This window comes from Phyllobacterium sp. SYP-B3895 (assembly GCF_009647635.1).
Classification (GTDB): Bacteria; Pseudomonadota; Alphaproteobacteria; order Rhizobiales; family Rhizobiaceae; genus Phyllobacterium; species Phyllobacterium pellucidum.
In genome coordinates this window covers 785184-801140 of sequence record NZ_WJIG01000002.1, presented here as the reverse complement: position 1 = coordinate 801140, position 15957 = coordinate 785184, and the positions used below count along the sequence as shown (strand labels likewise).

Below are 15957 nucleotides of genomic sequence, written 5' to 3'. Positions count from 1 at the left end.
TCAACCATGACTGGTTTCCATGACGTGCGTTTTCCAACCGGCGTGTCGTTCGGCGCGACCGGCGGCCCCGAATGGCGCAATGAGATCGTTCCGCTCACCTCCGGTCTCGAACAGCGCAATGCTCGCTGGGCCCAATCGCGGCGTCACTATGATGCGGGCACCGGCATTCGGTCGCTCACCGATCTCGAAAGCGTAATGACATTTTTCGAGGCGCGCCGCGGCTCGCTCTACGCTTTCCGGTTCCGCGATCCTTTCGATCATTTGTCGTGCAAAGCTGGACAGTCGGTTTCGCCTGCCGATCAGTGGCTTGGGCATGGCGATGGCGTTAACGCCATATTCCAGTTGACCAAGCGATACGGTGAATATGCGAGGCCCATCACCAGGCCAGAGCCCGGCAGCGTACGCGTGGCGGTCAATGGGGTAGAGCGAAGTAGCGGCGATTTCGCCGTCGATACTATGAGCGGACGCGTCAGTTTCCAGCAGGGAAACGTCCCGCCTGCGGGAGCAAGCATCACCACCGGTTTCGGCTTCGACGTGCCGGCCCGCTTCGATACGGATCGGCTGGCGATCAGCCTGAGATCATTCAAGGCGGGCGAAATTCCATCCATACCGATCATTGAGGTGAAGGCATGACGCAACTTTCGCCATTGCTGGAATCACATCTTGCAGGTGAGGTTACAACCCATTGTTTCTGCTGGATTATCCGCCGACGTGACGCAGCAGTCTTCGGCTTTACAGATCACGACCGGACACTCTCCGTCGCGGGCGTTGCCTGCGAGCCCCAGACGGGCCTCAGCGGCAGCGAGGCGACGACCTCATTGGGGCTCAGCGTCGACAGCGCGGAAGTGGAGGGCGCGCTTTCGTCCTTGAGAATCGCGGATGCGGACATCGAACGCGGGGCATTCGATCTGGCGGTGATAGAAACCTGGCTCGTTAACTGGAGCGCTTCCGACCAGTGCACCCTTCTGCGAAGTTCTCGGATTGGCGCGATTACCCGCTCCGGCGGGCGTTTCGTGGCGGAACTGAAAAGCAGTGCCGCCGACCTCGATAAGATCAGCGGCAGGCGCGTCACGCGTCGATGCGACGCCCAACTCGGAGACCGTCGTTGCGGCTACGATGCGGCTAAACAGGCCGGCGTGGTCATCCAGATTTTATCCGATCGCGAAATCGTGGTCTCGGGTTTGCAGCCGCCAACTGGCCAGTGGTTTGACAATGGAGCGCTCACTTGGATGAACGGCACGCCAAATGTTGTTCTAAGCAGCGGGCAATATGGCGGCGGAACACGGCTCGGCCTGCGCGACGCGCAGTTTCCGGATCCGAAGGTCGGCGACCGTTTCGAACTTTTGCCGGGATGCGACAAGAGTTTTGCCCAATGCAAGGCGAAGTTTGGCAACAGCGCCAACTTTCGCGGCTTCCCGCATCTGCCGGGGAACGATGCCGCCTACAATTACGCCGACGGCAAGGGCAATTTTGATGGCGGACCATTGGTACCATGACGGCTGCTGACCTTGCTGTTGCCGAAGCGCGCCGCTGGATCGGCACACCCTATCGCCATGCTGGATCACGTTGCCAGGTCGGGTGCGACTGCCTTGGCCTCGTACGCGGCATCTGGCGTGCGCTATATGGCAGCGAGCCGCAAGCAATCTCACCCTATTCGGCGGATTGGGCAGAGGCGGGCGGTGGCGATCCGCTGCTTGAAGCCGCGCAGCGGCACATGATCGAAAAGCCCCCTTGCGAAGCAGGCACCGGCGATCTGCTCGTTTTTCGCTGGCGCGACAATGTCGCTGCGAAGCATCTCGGTATCCTGTCCGGTCCTGAGCGCTTCATCCACGCCTATGAAGGACATGCGGTACTGGAATCGGCCCTTGTGCCGCAATGGCGCCGCCGGGTTGCCGGCGCATTCGCATTTCCTGAACCGGCAGAAGATTGCTGAAAGATTCAACTAAATGGCAACAATTGTTCTGACAACTGCGGCGGGATGGCTGCTGGGCCAGGGTACGGTGGCAGCGGCAATCGGGACCGCGGCCGCCTCGCTCGGTGGCTACCTCATCGATCAGGCCCTGTTTGGTGAGCGCGTCGAGACAGGGCGGATGTCGTCGATGCGACCGACCGTTGCAGAAGAAGGTGCCGGCCTGCCGCGTCTCTACGGAACCGCGCGTCTGCCTGGCACCCTGATCTGGGCGACGCGTTTCGAAGAGGTCAAGAGCGATCGGCGCGGCTCCAAGGGCGGGCCGAAAGTCACGGAATATTCCTATTTCGCCAATTTTGCCATTGCTGTGGCCAGTGGCGACATCAGCCTGATCCGCCGCATGTGGGCCGACGGCAAGGAATTCAACCAGACGAATGCACGATGCGGGTGTACAAGGGCAGCGAGACCCAACCGCCCGATCCCTTGATCGAAGCCAAGCAGGGAGCCGGCAACGCTCCCGCTTATCGCGGCACGGCCTATGTGGTCTTCGAGCGCATGCCTGTCGATGAGTTTGGCGGGCGTATTCCGCAATTTCAGTTTGAGGTGGTGCGCGCCGTTGGTGCTGCTGCTCGTGATCTGCCGGCAGTTGCCTTGATACCTGGCGCGACCGAGTTCGGATTATCGCCGCAACTTGTGACAGACGAGCCGAGCAAGGGCGAGACGCGATCGCTCAATCGCAATTGCCTGCGCGCGCAGAGTGACTGGCAGGCCTCGATGGACGAGCTACAGGCGCTTTGCCCCTCGCTGAAGCATGTCGCGATCGTGGTGCCGTGGTTCGGGACGGACCTGCGCGCCGGTGAGTGCCGGATCAAGCCGGGCGTGATGGAGCGAAAGGCGCGTGGTGAGAGCAAACCCTGGGGCGCCGGCGGCATCGCTCGATCCGACGCTCATCTGATCTCGCGGACCGCCGAGGGCGCGGCCTATGGCGGCACGCCGTCCGATGCGAGCGTAGTGGCCGCGATCATGGATGCGAAGGCGAGGGGGCTCGGGGTGACGCTCTACCCCTTCATCATGCTTGATATTCTAGACAGTAACCAGTTGCCCGATCCCTACGGGGGCAGCCGTCAAGCGACCTTTCCTTGGCGAGGCCGCATCACCTGCCACCCGGCGCCCTTGCGGCCGGCCAGCGCCAATCGGACGGCCAACGCGGCGGCTCAGATCGCGGCATTTCTCGGCAAGGCAAAAGACTTCAGCGTCAAGAAGGGGCAGGTCGAGTTCAAGGGAGATGCCGACGATTGGGGTTATCGCCGCATGATATTGCACATGGCGCATCTCGCTCAACTGGCGGGCGGCGTCGACGCCTTCCTCATCGGCTCGGAGTTGTGCGGACTGACCATCGTCAGGGACCAGTCGAACGGCTTTCCGTTTGTCGACGGGCTGCGTCAACTCGCTTCCGATGTCCGTAAGGTGGTCGGCGCCGGCTGCAAACTGACCTATGCCGCCGACTGGACCGAGTATTTCAGCCACCATCCGCAGGACGGGTCCGGCGATGTCTATTTCCATCTCGATTCACTTTGGGCGCATCCCGACATCAATGCCGTTGGCATAGATAATTATATGCCGCTCAGCGATTGGCGCGACGAGGACCATAGCGTTCCAGGGCCGGACGGCTTCGCGGCACCTTACGATGTCGCCGCCCTGCGATCGCAGATTGCTTCCGGTGAAGGGTTTGATTGGTACTATGCATCCAGCGCCGACCGGACGACGCGAAAGCGGACGCCGATCACCGATGGGCGAGGCAAGCCATGGATCTATCGCTACAAGGACATTCCGAGCTGGTGGCAGAACCTGCATTTCAACCGCATCGGCGGGGTTGAAAGCGCCACGCCGACCGCCTGGCGGCCGATGATGAAGCCGGTCTGGCTTACGGAGCTTGGATGTCCGGCGACCGACAAGGGGCCGAACCAGCCGAATGTCTTTCCGGACATGAAATCTTCTGAAGGCGCATTTCCCTATTTCTCGGACCACGGGCGCAATGATCTTGCCCAGAACCGCTATTTGCGCGCGCACTTCAGTCATTGGATTGCGGGCGGCGATGGCCAGATGCTGGACAAGGACCGCCTCTATGTCTGGGCCTGGGACACGCGGCCGTTTCCGGAATTCCCACTCAATCGCAAGCTGTGGGCAGACGGAGGCAACTGGACCACCGGTCACTGGTTGAACGGACGGCTCTCCGGCGCGGCGCTGGACGAGCTCCTGTCGGCGATCCTCAGCGATTTTGGGGCAACAAATTTCGACACAAGCGCCGTCGACGGCTTCGTCAGTGGCTACGTCATTGATGAGCCCACAAGCGTGCGGGCGGCGATCGAGCCGTTGTTGACGCTTTTTGGAATCGACGCCTTCGAGGATGGCGGGCGGCTTATCTTCAGAAGCAGTTCGCGGCTCAGCGGCGAGGCGGCTCTGATCGACGAGATAGTGGAACAGGAGGATTCCGGCCCGGTCAAATGGCGGTTGGACGAGTTGATGGACCAGCCGTCACGCGTCGAAATTGCCTATCGCGACCCCTTGCTCGACTTTCAGGGGGCAGTGGCCTTCGCCGAACGGCCAGATGGCAAAGGCACGGAAAACCTCACCTTTGCAGGAATGATCGACGAGGGACAGGCCGTTTCGCTGGCCGAGGAACGGCTGCAAGCGCGCCGCGCCGCACGCCGTTCGCTCGTGTGCGAACTCCCTTGGAAACACGCGGCGCTCAAACCCGGCGATAAGATCAGGCTCCCCGGTGAGAATGCCGCATCGGTTTTCGTGGTCACCTCCATCGAGGATGGCGGAACACGCCGCGTTGCCGCGAGGGCGATGTCGCGCCACGTACACTACCCCGCCAAGGCAGACCTTCCTGCGGCCCCCGTTGCCGGTAGCGTCATGATCGTCGGGAAGCCGCATTTCGAACTCATCGATCTGCCGATGTGGCCTGGGATTGAAAAGCCTGCGGATCAATTCCGGATTGCGGCTCTCGCCAAACCCTGGCGTGGGGTCAGCGCCTTCGCTTCACCGGAAATGTCGGGCTTCGAAGCCCGGACGAAGCTGACAGATCAGGCCATAATGGGCGAACTTGCTCTTCCTTTCGCCGGCATTGGCGCAAGCGGACGGCTCATTTACGGCCAGTTTCTCGAAGTTCATCTCCACACCAGCGAACTGCGGTCAATTTCCTTTTCGCAAATGCTCAACGGCGGCAACACTGCTTTGCTTGCGACCGCAGACGGCCATTGGGAAATGCTGCAGTTTCAGAACGCCGAAGAGGTTGAGAGCGATCGCTGGCGGCTGTCCGGGCTGTTGCGTGGGCAGTGCGGAACAGAGCGGGAAGCGCGTGAGGCAAGGCCGGCAGGAACGACGTTGATCCTGCTCGACCGTGCCGTCGCGCCCATAGGACTGAAACCGCAGGAGGCGGGGCTTACCCTGAATTGGCGCATCGGAGCGTCCGGCGAGGACTTTACCGACCAATTCTATTCGACCGTCGCGGCGACGGCGGGTCTGCGCGCTCTGCAGCCGCTTGAGCCGGTGCACCTCCAAGCAAGCGTTGAGGCCAATGGCGATTTGCGGTTCCGCTGGATCAGGCGCGGCCGAATCGATGCAGACAGTTGGCTTGCCGCCGACATACCACTCGGCGAGGAGCGTGAGGCCTACCGCATCGAGATTCGCCTTGGCGAGCGCGTGGTGCGTTCCGTGGAGGTGGCTGGTCCGAGCTGGCTTTATGGCTTGCCGCAGCGCCGGGACGACTTGGGCAATCCTGATACGGACTTTGACTTCTACGTCGCGATGATTTCGGCCGTCACGGGACCCAGCCGGCAGGCTCATCTGGCAATTCGCCATAAACTATTGAAATAAAGCCATTTTTAAAAGGGATTTGATTATGACCAATGAAAAACCCTGGTACCTTTCGAAGACGATCTGGGCATCGATCGTTACGGTTTTGCTGTCCTGCTCGGGCTTCTTCAACATTTCCGTTGACCATATCCAACCGGCCGAGCTTACCGAGACCATCGTACAGTTCATGACCGCGCTCAGCGGAATCGCAGCGCTATTTGGCCGCATAAGTGCGACGTCGCTCATTTCACGTAAAGAAATATAGTGTTAAAAGGCGTGACGTAGTGGCAATCCTGCCCTTTGCATCCCAACTGTTCATGCATCGTTCAGACACCAAGCGATACTAATAACGCCATGATGAAACACCTGATTTTCTCCCTGCCCCTTGCGGGCCTTATATCGGTCGCTGGCGTCCTCGGGGCCGGCAGCGCCCAAGCCGCGGATTGTTCGTCTGTCGGCCAACAGGTCGCGGACTCGCAAGGCGGCACCCTTGCGCGCGCCACGTCCGTTGTGCAGAACGGCAAGGAAGTTTGCGTGGTCGTGGTGCTCATTCCGGGCCGGGATGGCGAACGGCCACGCCGCGTCGAAGTGGCCGTACCGGCAAACTGAGTTTGCGCTTGGGAAACAATGGATGAGAATACTCGTCGTCGAAGATGATCGTGACCTCAATCGCCAATTGGTCGAAGCGCTGACCGAGGCCGGCTATGTGGTCGACAAGGCTTTTGACGGCGAGGAGGGGCACTTCCTGGGGGATACGGAGCCCTATGATGCGGTAGTGCTGGATATCGGTCTGCCGCAGATGGACGGCCTGACGGTTCTAGAAAAGTGGCGGCGGGACAGCCGCAGCATGCCGGTCCTGTTGCTAACTGCGCGCGATCGCTGGAGCGACAAGGTTGCCGGTATCGATGCCGGGGCGGACGATTATGTGGCGAAGCCCTTTCACATCGAGGAAGTTCTAGCGCGCCTGCGTGCCCTTATCCGCCGCGCTGCAGGACATGCTTCGTCAGAGATTACATGCGGACCGTTGCGGCTGGACACGAAGACATCGAAAGCGACGGTCAACGGCACGCAGCTGAAATTGACCTCGCACGAGTTTCGCCTTCTATCTTACCTGATGCATCATATGGACGAAGTGGTCTCGCGCACCGAACTCGTCGAGCATCTTTACGACCAGGATTTTGACCGCGATTCCAATACGATCGAAGTCTTTGTTGGACGTCTGCGCAAGAAGATGGGCATGGATCTGATCGAAACGATACGCGGCATGGGCTACCGGATCAAATCGCAGGACAGCAAGTCCTGATTGTGTCCCGCCTGCCGGCTGCTGACCACCTTTCGATCACCACAAGGACAAAGGGCGACGCGTGAACATCCGCCTGAGCAGCTATCTTCCCAGCCTTCGTTCGCTTTCTCTGCGCGTCATCACCCTGTCGACGCTCTGGACCATCATTTCGTTTTTTGCGATCGCCACGATCATCTCGGCGCTCTATGGCGAGGCGCGCCTGCAAAGCTTCAAGCAATTGCTTTCGGCCCATCTCTTCAGCGTCATCGCGTCGGTCAGCGTCAATGACGGCGCACTTGCAGGCCGTCCCGACCCTGGAGAAGTGCGCTATTCGAGCCCGATGTCGGGCTGGTACTGGTCGGTCGAGCCGGTGGGTGACAATCTCAAGGGCTCGCTCCGCTCCATTTCGCTTGGCGACAAGAGCATCGACTCGCCATCCACGCTCCTCGTTCCCTTCGACACCTCGTTCCAGCGCTCATACACGGAGGAAGGGCCAAATGGGCAGCAGCTCTCTGTTGTCGAAACGGAGGTCGTCCTCGACGCGGAGAACCGTGTCGCCCGCTTCCGGGTCATGGGAAATCTCAGCGAAGTCGAAGGCGAAATCGCCAATTTTCGCCATACGCTGTATTTTTACCTCGGGATCTTTGGTTTGGGCGGCACGCTGATCAACGCTGCCGTCATACTTTTCGGCCTGAGACCCCTCGACCGTGTACGAAGGAGCCTTACGGACATCCGCGAAGGCAAGGTAACACGCCTCAATGAGAACCTGCCCGATGAGATTGCGCCGCTTGCCCGCGAGATGAATGCGTTGATCGACAACAATCGTCGCATCATGGAACGGTCGCGAACCCAGGTCGGAAACCTCGCCCATTCGCTGAAGACGCCGCTTTCGGTCCTTGTCAATGAAAGCCGCACGATCGGCGGCACCGAGGGGCGCCTCATCGCCGAACAGAGTGCGGCTATGCAGGTACAGGTCCAGCACTATCTGCAACGCGCCCGCGTCGCGGCGCAGCGCGACAGCGTGGTGTTTCGAGCGCCGGTGACACCGATCCTTGAACGGTTGGTGCGCGTAACTGCGAAGCTAAATCCCGTCAAGGAGGTGCGCTTCGACAATTACATGGACGATGTCATCTTTGCAGGCGAACAGGAAGACCTTGAAGAAATGGTCGGCAATCTCCTTGAGAATGCCGGCAAATGGGGAAATAGCGTCATCAGGCTCAGGCTCAGCCAGGTAGATGCCGGATTCGAGATCAGCGTCGATGACGATGGATCGGGGCTGGCGCCCGAACAGATCAAAGATGCCCTAATGCGAGGCAAACGTCTTGACGAGAGCAAGCCCGGCACCGGTCTTGGGCTTTCCATCGTCCACGACACCGTGCGTGAATACGGCGGCACGCTTCGGCTGGAACGCAGTGCCGATCTTGGCGGCTTGAGCGCCCGTTTGACACTGCCCGTCGCCGGAACCTGAATGAGGCTTGCAAGACGGCGCTCAATCAGGCCATAAACTATTGCTGCCCATGTATTTGATGTATTTGTAGACGGACAGATGATGAAACTCGAGATTGCCATTTCCCTCCTAGCGGTCGCACTCCTCGCCGGCTGCTCGACGACCTCAGCATCGAAAAGTGGCGGCGGAACGATCAGCGGCCTCACTGGAGGCGCAAAGGCGCCGGCCTCCGGCGTGATTGCAGCCCTCGGCAATGGGCTGGTCGGAAATGCGTCGCTTGATGCCTCCGATCGCAAGCGCGCCCTGCAAGCCGAATACCAGGCATTGGAGTATTCTCCCGCCGGCAAGACTGTCGAGTGGAAGAACAGCAGTGGCACTCGCTCCGGGGAGGTCGTTGCCGCGCAGCCCTACCAGGTAGGATCGCAAAATTGCCGCCAGTACACGCATACCGTGAGGATAGACGGCACGCCGCAATCAGCGCGCGGGACGGCTTGCCGGAACGAAGACGGCAGCTGGACACCGCTTACATAGCCGCAATCTGATCACATTTTAGTTTTGCGGCGAAATGCCCTATGTGCGAAATCCCTTGGATTTTAGGCGGATGGGAGTCTATGTCTCAACCCATGGTTTTCTGGATATCCGCTGCAATTTTGACCGTGGGCGCGACGTTGCTCGTGCTTCTGCCCTTGACGCGCCGCGTCAAGCCATCGGCATCGGACAGTCAATATGATGTCGAAGTCTACCGGGATCAGCTGCTCGAACTTGATGCGGACGAGCGGCGCGGGCTCATCGACCATGTGAGCAGCGAACAGGCGCGGGCCGAAATAGGCCGCCGCCTTCTGAAATCTGCAAAGGCTGTCGAAGTCGACAGGACAAGCGTTCGCCCGCAGAAAAGCGCGTTGCGCGAATGGCTCACGCTCGCAACCGTAATTGCCATTCCATTGATTTCCTGGGGCATTTATACGAAGACGGGTTCGCCTGAACTTCCAGCGCAGCCCCTGGCCGAGCGTCTGTCGCGCCCGCCGGATCAGAGCACGCCCGCCGAGCTCATAGCGCGCGCCGAGGCCCATCTCACGCTTAACCCGGACGACGGGCAGGGCTGGGAGGTGCTTGCGCCAATCTATCTGCGCATTGGCCGGCCCGCCGATGCGATAACCGCGTTCCAGAACGCAATCCGCCTCAATGGCGACACCGCGACGCGGCAACTGGGCCTCGGGCAGGCGATGACGGCTGCCGCCGATGGCAAGGTCACGCCTGAGGCGGAGGCCGTCTTCAAGCATGCGCTTGAACTCGATCCAAAGGACATGCGTCCGCAATTCTTCATCATTGACGGGTGGATGCAGCAGGGTCGCCTCACGGAAGCGCGCGATCTGATCAGAAAGCTTTTGGTCGAAGCACCCGCGGACGTTCCATGGCGCGATCAGGCGCAGGCCGCGTTGACCAGGTTGGACCAGGAAATCTCCGGCGATGCGCCCGACGTCAGCAATGTCGAAAAGACGGACCCCGATGCTTCGCAGGTCGAAGCGGCAGCCGGCATGAGCAGCCAGGATCGCGCCGAGATGATCGAAACGATGGTCGCCGGGCTTGCCGAAAAATTGAAACAATCGCCTGATGATGTGGAGGGCTGGGAACGGCTAGTTCGCTCCTACGTGGTTCTCAACCGCCCAAACGATGCGATTGAAGCGCTTGGGCGTGCAAAGTTGGTTCTGAGTGCCGACAAGGTCGCTCAGCTCGATGCGGTTGCCAAAGACCTCGGGCTTGAAGACGAGCCCGGGACGCCGGAGAAGAATTGATGACGCGCAAACAGAAACGGCTTTCGGTGATCGGCGGCGGGCTCCTCGTTCTCGGCGTCGCGGCAGCGCTCGTGCTGTTTGCGCTTCAGCAGAAGATCGCGTTCTTTCGCATGCCGTCGGATATTCAGGCAACCGATATGCAATCGGAATCGCGCTTCCGGCTTGGCGGGCTCGTCGAAAAGGGTACCGTTGTACGCGGTGAGGGCGCGAAAGTAAGTTTCGCCGTCACCGATCACATCAAAAGCGTGCCTGTGACTTTTGAGGGCATTTTGCCGGACCTCTTCCGAGAGGACCAGGGGGTGGTGATCGAGGGCAGGTTCACGCCGGGCGGTGCATTCGTTGCCGATAGCGTCCTCGCCAAGCATGATGAGAACTACATGCCCAAGGAGGTTGCAGACAGTCTGAAGGCCAAGGGTGTCTGGCAAGGGGAGGCAAAGCAGCAATGACAGTGGAACTTGGACATTTCGCGCTGGTACTCGCCCTTGCCTTGTCAATAGTGCAGGCGGTCCTGCCTGTTTTGGGCGCGCGCCGCAACGACGAGCGGATGATGGCGGTCGCGGTTCCCGCCGCCTTCACAGTCTTCGCGCTGATCGCGCTTTCCTTCGTTGCCTTGACGACAGCCTATGCCCTTTCCGATTTCTCGGTGCAGAACGTCTTTGAGAATTCCCATTCGCAAAAGCCGCTGCTCTACAAATTCACCGGCGTATGGGGCAACCACGAAGGCTCCATGCTGCTTTGGGTGCTGATCCTCAGCTTCTTCAGCGCACTCGTCGCTTTCTTCGGCAATAATTTGCCGCCTGCGCTCAAAGCCAACGTTCTGGGTGTGCAAGCCTGGATCGGCAGTGCCTTCCTGCTGTTTATCGTGGCAACGTCCAACCCCTTCACGCGCATCAATCCTGCGCCGATTGAAGGCCAGGATCTCAATCCGATCCTGCAGGATATCGGCCTCGCCATTCATCCTCCCATGCTTTATCTCGGCTATGTCGGGTTCTCGGTCTGCTTTTCCTTCGCCGTCGCCGCCCTGATCGATGGCCGGATCGACGCCGCCTGGGCGCGCTGGGTGCGCCCATGGGCCCTGACCGCCTGGCTGTTCCTGACCGGCGGCATCGCCATGGGCTCCTATTGGGCCTACTACGAACTTGGCTGGGGCGGCTGGTGGTTCTGGGATCCGGTCGAGAACGCCTCCTTCATGCCGTGGCTCGCGGGAACGGCGCTGCTGCACTCGGCGCTTGTCATGGAGAAGCGCTCGGCGCTGAAAATCTGGACGATACTGCTCGCGATCCTCACATTCTCGCTGTCATTGCTGGGCACATTCCTCGTTCGCTCCGGCGTGTTGACGTCGGTTCATACCTTTGCGACCGATCCGGGACGCGGCCTGTTCATCCTTGCGATCCTTGTGCTTTTCATCGGCGGATCGCTGGCTCTCTTCGCCTGGAGGGCGCAGACACTGGAACCCGGCGGCCTGTTCCAGCCGATTTCGCGCGAAGGGGCGCTCGTCTTCAACAACCTCTTCCTGACAACGGCAGCGGCAACCGTGCTGATCGGCACCCTTTACCCGCTGCTCCTCGAATCGCTGACCGGCGAGAAGATTTCGGTGGGTGCGCCCTTCTTCAATCTCACCTTCGGCCTGCTGATGCTACCGCTGCTGGCCGCCGTGCCCTTCGGACCGCTTCTTGCCTGGAAGCGCGGAGATATTCTCGCCGTGGCGCAACGACTGATGGCCGCGTTCTTTATCGCGCTCATTGCCGTTGGTCTCGTGCTCTACCAGACGTCGGCGTCCGGTGTTCTCGCGGCGTTTGGTATCGGTCTCGCAGTGTGGCTGATGCTTGGCGCGCTTACCGATCTCGTTCTCAAGACCGGTTTCGGCAAGACCTCTGCAAGCACTGCCGTTCAGCGCCTCGTCGGCCTGCCGCGTTCGGTTTTCGGCACCACGCTCGCGCATTTCGGTCTCGGCGTCACTCTGCTCGGCATTGTGGCGGTGTCGACTTTTGCAACGGAAAGCGTTCTCGTGATGAAGCCCGGCGATAGCATCGCCGCGGGGGGATATACGTTGCGTTTTGATCGGACCGAGTCCGTGAAATCGTCCAACTACACCGAAGATCAGGGTCACTTCACCGTCCTCAACAGTTCGGGTGCGCAGGTGACGGATCTCCTTTCGTCAAAGCGTTTCTTCCCCGTCCGCAAGATGCAGACGACGGAGGCGGGCATCAAGACGTTCTGGTTCAGCCAGCTCTATGTTTCGCTCGGCGATGCGGCTAAGGATGGCGGCGTCGTTGTGAGGGTGTGGTGGAAACCGTTGGTCACTCTGATCTGGCTCGGCGGCGTTGCGATGATGGCTGGCGGCTGTCTCTCGCTGTTCGACCGGCGTCTTCGCATTGGTGCTCCCGCGAAAGCGAAGATATCGAAGGCGCGAGCGACGGCATGAAGCGCCTGCTTGTTCTAATTATCCTCGGCATTTCTTTGTGCCTGGCTGGCGCGGCGCAGGCGGTGTCGCCCGACGAAATGTTGAGCAATCCGGCCCTGGAGAAACGTGCGCGTACCATCTCGGCAGAATTGCGCTGCATGGTTTGCCAGAACGAGTCGATCGACGATTCGAACGCCGATCTTGCCAAGGACTTGCGGCTGCTGGTGCGCGAGCGGCTGGTCGCTGGCGATACCGACCAGCAGGTGCTCGACTTTCTTGTCGCGCGCTATGGCGAGTTCGTACTCCTGAAGCCGCGGTTGCAGTTCTCAACGCTCCTGCTTTGGGGCTTTCCCATCGCTGCGCTTGTTGCCGGAGGATTTGCAATTCTCATTTCGATACGGCGGCGCCGCGCTAATCCTACGCAGATCGCGCCGCTTACGGATGGCGAAAAACGCGAGTTGAAAAAGATCTTCGCCGCTCCGAAGGAATAAGGCGGACTATTCTTCCGCCTCTCCGGAGAGAACTGCCTTGATGTTCTCGCGGTGCACGACCTCGTAGGGAGCGAAATAATTGATCGCGCCCGAACGAAAATCCTCTTCTGCAAATGCCTTTAGGTCGCCGCTCAGGAGATCCCTGTTTTGGCGCACCTCGATCAGCTTCTCGACATAGTTTCTTGTTGCATCGATCAGGCCCCGCCCATAACCGCCCGCGACAATGATATCCTCTGCGCCATGATTGGGCAGGATCTTCGAGAAATCCCAGGTCGCCATGCGGGCGAGATCGGCAAGATGCTCTTTCAGCCGGGTGGGCTCAGCGACATAGGTTATCGGATCCTCGAGCGCATCGCCGGCAAACAATAGTTCCATTGCCGGCAGCAGCATCATCGTGCCATCGTGGCTGTGAATATCGACGACGCGCAAATCGATGTCGAACGCACCGACCTTCAAGCTCAATTCATCCTCGAAAATGCGGTTGGGCATGACCAGCGGCCGGATTGGCGGATCCCTGTTTTCCAGATTGTCGCTATGTTTACGCAACGCCTTTTCTGTCAGGCTATTGGCGATGATCTCGCAATCGGCGAAAATTTCGTTGCCGGCAACGTGATCCACATGCCAGTGGCTCAGTACGACCGTAATCTTGCGCGCGCCGGCATCTTCGAGGGTCTTGCGAATTATTCGGGCGTGGGGAAGAGAAATGCTCGTGTCATAGACAAGCGCCTCATCTCCGGACAGCAGTGCATAGGAACATACGCCAAGCGAATAAGCGCCGTCATCCAGCCAGTTGGGACGTTCGGAATAGGCGCGCACCCCGTCGATCCGTCCATCATAGAAGGCATAAACGCCTTCGTAAGGCTTATGGATACGCAGCGTTGAGCCAAGCGGCGGCATGGGTGTCTCCAGGTAACAGAAGGTGGAAGCGCCTGCGGTTTGTAGCCAGCTTTCCACGCGTCGTCCAATGTCAATCTTACAAATTTGTCATGTTGCGGAAATAGCGGGGTAACGTTCCTATCTGTATCACTACTGCTATAAAGCGATCGTCCTCCTCACGATCGGACTTTCAAGGAGATACATTCATGCCGAATATTCGCAAGTCCTCACACTTCCGCAAGGGCATCGCTGCCGCAATGTTGTCCTCGGCGCTCGTCGGGGGCTTTCTGGCAACGGGTCCGCTCGCCGCTATCGTTCCGGCTCAGGCTGAAGCCGTGCGTGTCGATGCTCCCCAGCAGCCCGGCTTTGCCGACGTTGTCGAGAAGGTCAGCCCCGCGGTCGTGAGCGTCCGCGTCAAGAGCGCCGTTCACCAGACCGCCGACGATGGTTCGGGGGGCATGCCGGGCCTTGATCAGCTGCCGGACGACCATCCGTTGAAGCGCTTCTTCTACGATTTCGGTGGCCAGGGCGGCCAGCGCATGGAGCCGCGCAAGGGTGGCCCGCGCGATCACAACCGTCCGGACCGCATCCGTCCGACTGCCCAGGGTTCCGGTTTCTTCATCTCTGAAGACGGCTATCTCGTCACCAACAACCACGTCGTTGAAGACGGCAGCGCCTATTCGGTCGTGCTGAATGACGGCACCGAACTCGACGCCAAGCTGATCGGCAAGGACAAGCGTACCGATCTCGCCGTCCTCAAGGTCGACGACAAGCGCAAGTTCACCTATGTCTCGTTCGGCGACGACAACAAGATCCGCGTCGGCCAGTGGGTCGTTGCTGTCGGCAATCCGTTCGGCCTCGGCGGTACTGTTACGGCGGGCATCGTCTCGGCTCGCGGCCGTGATATCGGCGCAGGCCCTTATGACGACTTCCTGCAGATCGATGCTGCCGTCAACCGCGGCAACTCCGGTGGCCCAGCCTTCAATCTCAACGGCGAAGTCGTCGGCATCAACACCGCTATCTTCTCCCCGTCGGGCGGCAGCGTCGGCATTGCCTTCGCCATCCCCTCGACGACAGCGAAGAACGTTGTCGATCAGCTCATCAAGACCGGATCGGTTTCGCGTGGCTGGATTGGCGTACAGATTCAGCCGGTCAACAAGGAGATCGCTGAGTCCCTTGGTCTTGCCGAAGAGAAGGGCGCTCTCGTTGCCGAACCGCAGGCTGATGGCCCCGCCGCAAAGGCTGGCGTATCGGCAGGCGACGTGATCACGGCCGTGAACGGCGAGACCGTTTCCGACCCACGTGACCTTGCCAAGAAGATCGCTGCGATCAATCCGGGCAAGGATGTCGAGCTGACTGTATGGCGCAAGGGTGAAGCAAAGTCCCTGAACGTTGCGATCAAGGCGATGCCGGGCGACGATCAGCTGGCCTCGAAGAACACGCAGCCGGACCAGGAGACTGCAAAGCCTTCGGCTCTTGATGACTACGGCCTGACCGTCATGCCTTCCGACGACGGCAAGGGTGTCGTGGTTACCGACGTCGACCGTCAGGGCGACGCAGCCGACAAGGGCATCACCACGGGCGACATCATCGTTTCGGTCAACAACCTGCCGGTAAAGAGCGGCGCGGACATCGAGACGGCGATCACCTCTGCAACGAAGGCCGGCCGCAAGGCGGTCCTCCTGCAGGTCCAGACCAACGATCAGTCGCGCTTCGTGGCGCTGCCGATCAATCAGGGTTGATCCTGATCTAAAGGTTGCGGCGGCGCTTCACATCCCCCACCCCGCAAGCGCCAACGCAAACAAGGGCGGCAGATCTCCTTCGATTAATCTGCCGCCCACTTCTTTTGGGGCACCACTTAACGCATTCACCAAAACCGGCTTAGAATTGCGCC

16 protein-coding genes are annotated in these 15957 nt (G+C 60.1%); 15 read left to right on the top strand and 1 reads right to left on the bottom strand.

From position 1 onward, the window contains the following. Nucleotides 1–6: 6 nt before the first annotated feature. The 14 genes from GF108_RS10305 (at nucleotide 7) to GF108_RS10245 (ending at nucleotide 13187) form a co-directional block, all read left to right on the top strand. On the top strand, nucleotides 7–633 hold the full coding sequence (locus tag GF108_RS10305; protein ID WP_153667869.1) for a DUF2460 domain-containing protein: 627 nt from the start codon (nucleotides 7–9) through the stop codon (nucleotides 631–633). Continuing rightward, on the top strand, nucleotides 630–1496 hold the full coding sequence (locus GF108_RS10300; RefSeq protein WP_153667868.1) for a DUF2163 domain-containing protein: 867 nt from the start codon (nucleotides 630–632) through the stop codon (nucleotides 1494–1496). The genes GF108_RS10305 and GF108_RS10300 overlap by 4 nt, the downstream gene beginning before the upstream one ends. Continuing rightward, the gene (locus GF108_RS10295) at nucleotides 1493–1933 is read left to right on the top strand and encodes an NlpC/P60 family protein (RefSeq protein ID WP_153667867.1); all 441 of its coding nucleotides are present in this window, start codon (nucleotides 1493–1495) and stop codon (nucleotides 1931–1933) included. Before GF108_RS10300 ends, GF108_RS10295 begins: the two co-directional genes overlap by 4 nt. 13 nt (nucleotides 1934–1946) lie before the next feature. After that, nucleotides 1947–2396, top strand: a complete 450-nt coding sequence (locus GF108_RS22390; RefSeq protein ID WP_246663904.1) for a hypothetical protein — start codon at nucleotides 1947–1949, stop codon at nucleotides 2394–2396. Further along, nucleotides 2351–5791 carry a glycoside hydrolase/phage tail family protein gene (locus GF108_RS10290; RefSeq protein WP_246663903.1) on the top strand — a complete coding sequence of 1147 codons (3441 nt, stop codon included), beginning with the start codon at nucleotides 2351–2353 and terminating at the stop codon, nucleotides 5789–5791. Before GF108_RS22390 ends, GF108_RS10290 begins: the two co-directional genes overlap by 46 nt. 25 nt (nucleotides 5792–5816) lie before the next feature. Further along, nucleotides 5817–6035 (top strand): hypothetical protein, encoded by a 219-nt coding sequence (locus GF108_RS10285; RefSeq protein ID WP_153667866.1) that lies wholly within the window; start codon nucleotides 5817–5819, stop codon nucleotides 6033–6035. A gap of 89 nt (nucleotides 6036–6124) precedes the next feature. Then, nucleotides 6125–6379, top strand: a complete 255-nt coding sequence (locus tag GF108_RS10280) for a hypothetical protein (RefSeq protein ID WP_036813231.1) — start codon at nucleotides 6125–6127, stop codon at nucleotides 6377–6379. Nucleotides 6380–6401: 22 nt separating this feature from the next. Further along, a complete protein-coding gene (locus tag GF108_RS10275) occupies nucleotides 6402–7073 on the top strand; it encodes a response regulator transcription factor (RefSeq protein ID WP_153667865.1) in 672 nt (223 codons plus the stop codon). A 145-nt stretch (nucleotides 7074–7218) separates the two neighbouring features. Continuing rightward, nucleotides 7219–8520: a sensor histidine kinase gene (locus GF108_RS10270; RefSeq protein ID WP_370462153.1), complete on the top strand. Its 1302-nt coding sequence runs from the start codon at nucleotides 7219–7221 to the stop codon at nucleotides 8518–8520. An 81-nt stretch (nucleotides 8521–8601) separates the two neighbouring features. Next, entirely contained in the window at nucleotides 8602–9030 is a 429-nt protein-coding gene (locus GF108_RS10265; RefSeq protein WP_153668250.1) for a hypothetical protein, read from the top strand. 80 nt (nucleotides 9031–9110) lie between these two features. Continuing rightward, nucleotides 9111–10292: a c-type cytochrome biogenesis protein CcmI gene (ccmI, locus tag GF108_RS10260; protein ID WP_172982611.1), complete on the top strand. Its 1182-nt coding sequence runs from the start codon at nucleotides 9111–9113 to the stop codon at nucleotides 10290–10292. Next, nucleotides 10292–10738 (top strand): cytochrome c maturation protein CcmE, encoded by a 447-nt coding sequence (gene ccmE / locus GF108_RS10255; RefSeq protein WP_027229939.1) that lies wholly within the window; start codon nucleotides 10292–10294, stop codon nucleotides 10736–10738. The genes ccmI and ccmE overlap by 1 nt, the downstream gene beginning before the upstream one ends. Further along, the gene (locus GF108_RS10250) at nucleotides 10735–12717 is read left to right on the top strand and encodes a heme lyase CcmF/NrfE family subunit (RefSeq protein ID WP_153667863.1); all 1983 of its coding nucleotides are present in this window, start codon (nucleotides 10735–10737) and stop codon (nucleotides 12715–12717) included. Before ccmE ends, GF108_RS10250 begins: the two co-directional genes overlap by 4 nt. Next, nucleotides 12714–13187, top strand: a complete 474-nt coding sequence (locus GF108_RS10245) for a cytochrome c-type biogenesis protein (RefSeq protein WP_153667862.1) — start codon at nucleotides 12714–12716, stop codon at nucleotides 13185–13187. Before GF108_RS10250 ends, GF108_RS10245 begins: the two co-directional genes overlap by 4 nt. Before the next feature lie 6 nt (nucleotides 13188–13193). On the opposite strand, the gene GF108_RS10240 is transcribed toward GF108_RS10245, so the two are convergent. Then, the gene (locus GF108_RS10240; RefSeq protein ID WP_153667861.1) at nucleotides 13194–14084 is read right to left on the bottom strand and encodes an MBL fold metallo-hydrolase; all 891 of its coding nucleotides are present in this window, start codon (nucleotides 14082–14084) and stop codon (nucleotides 13194–13196) included. Between the two features lie 185 nt (nucleotides 14085–14269). On the opposite strand from GF108_RS10240, the gene GF108_RS10235 reads away from it, so the two are divergent. Next, nucleotides 14270–15805: a Do family serine endopeptidase gene (locus GF108_RS10235; RefSeq protein WP_027229935.1), complete on the top strand. Its 1536-nt coding sequence runs from the start codon at nucleotides 14270–14272 to the stop codon at nucleotides 15803–15805. The last annotated feature ends 152 nt before the right edge of the window (nucleotides 15806–15957 follow it).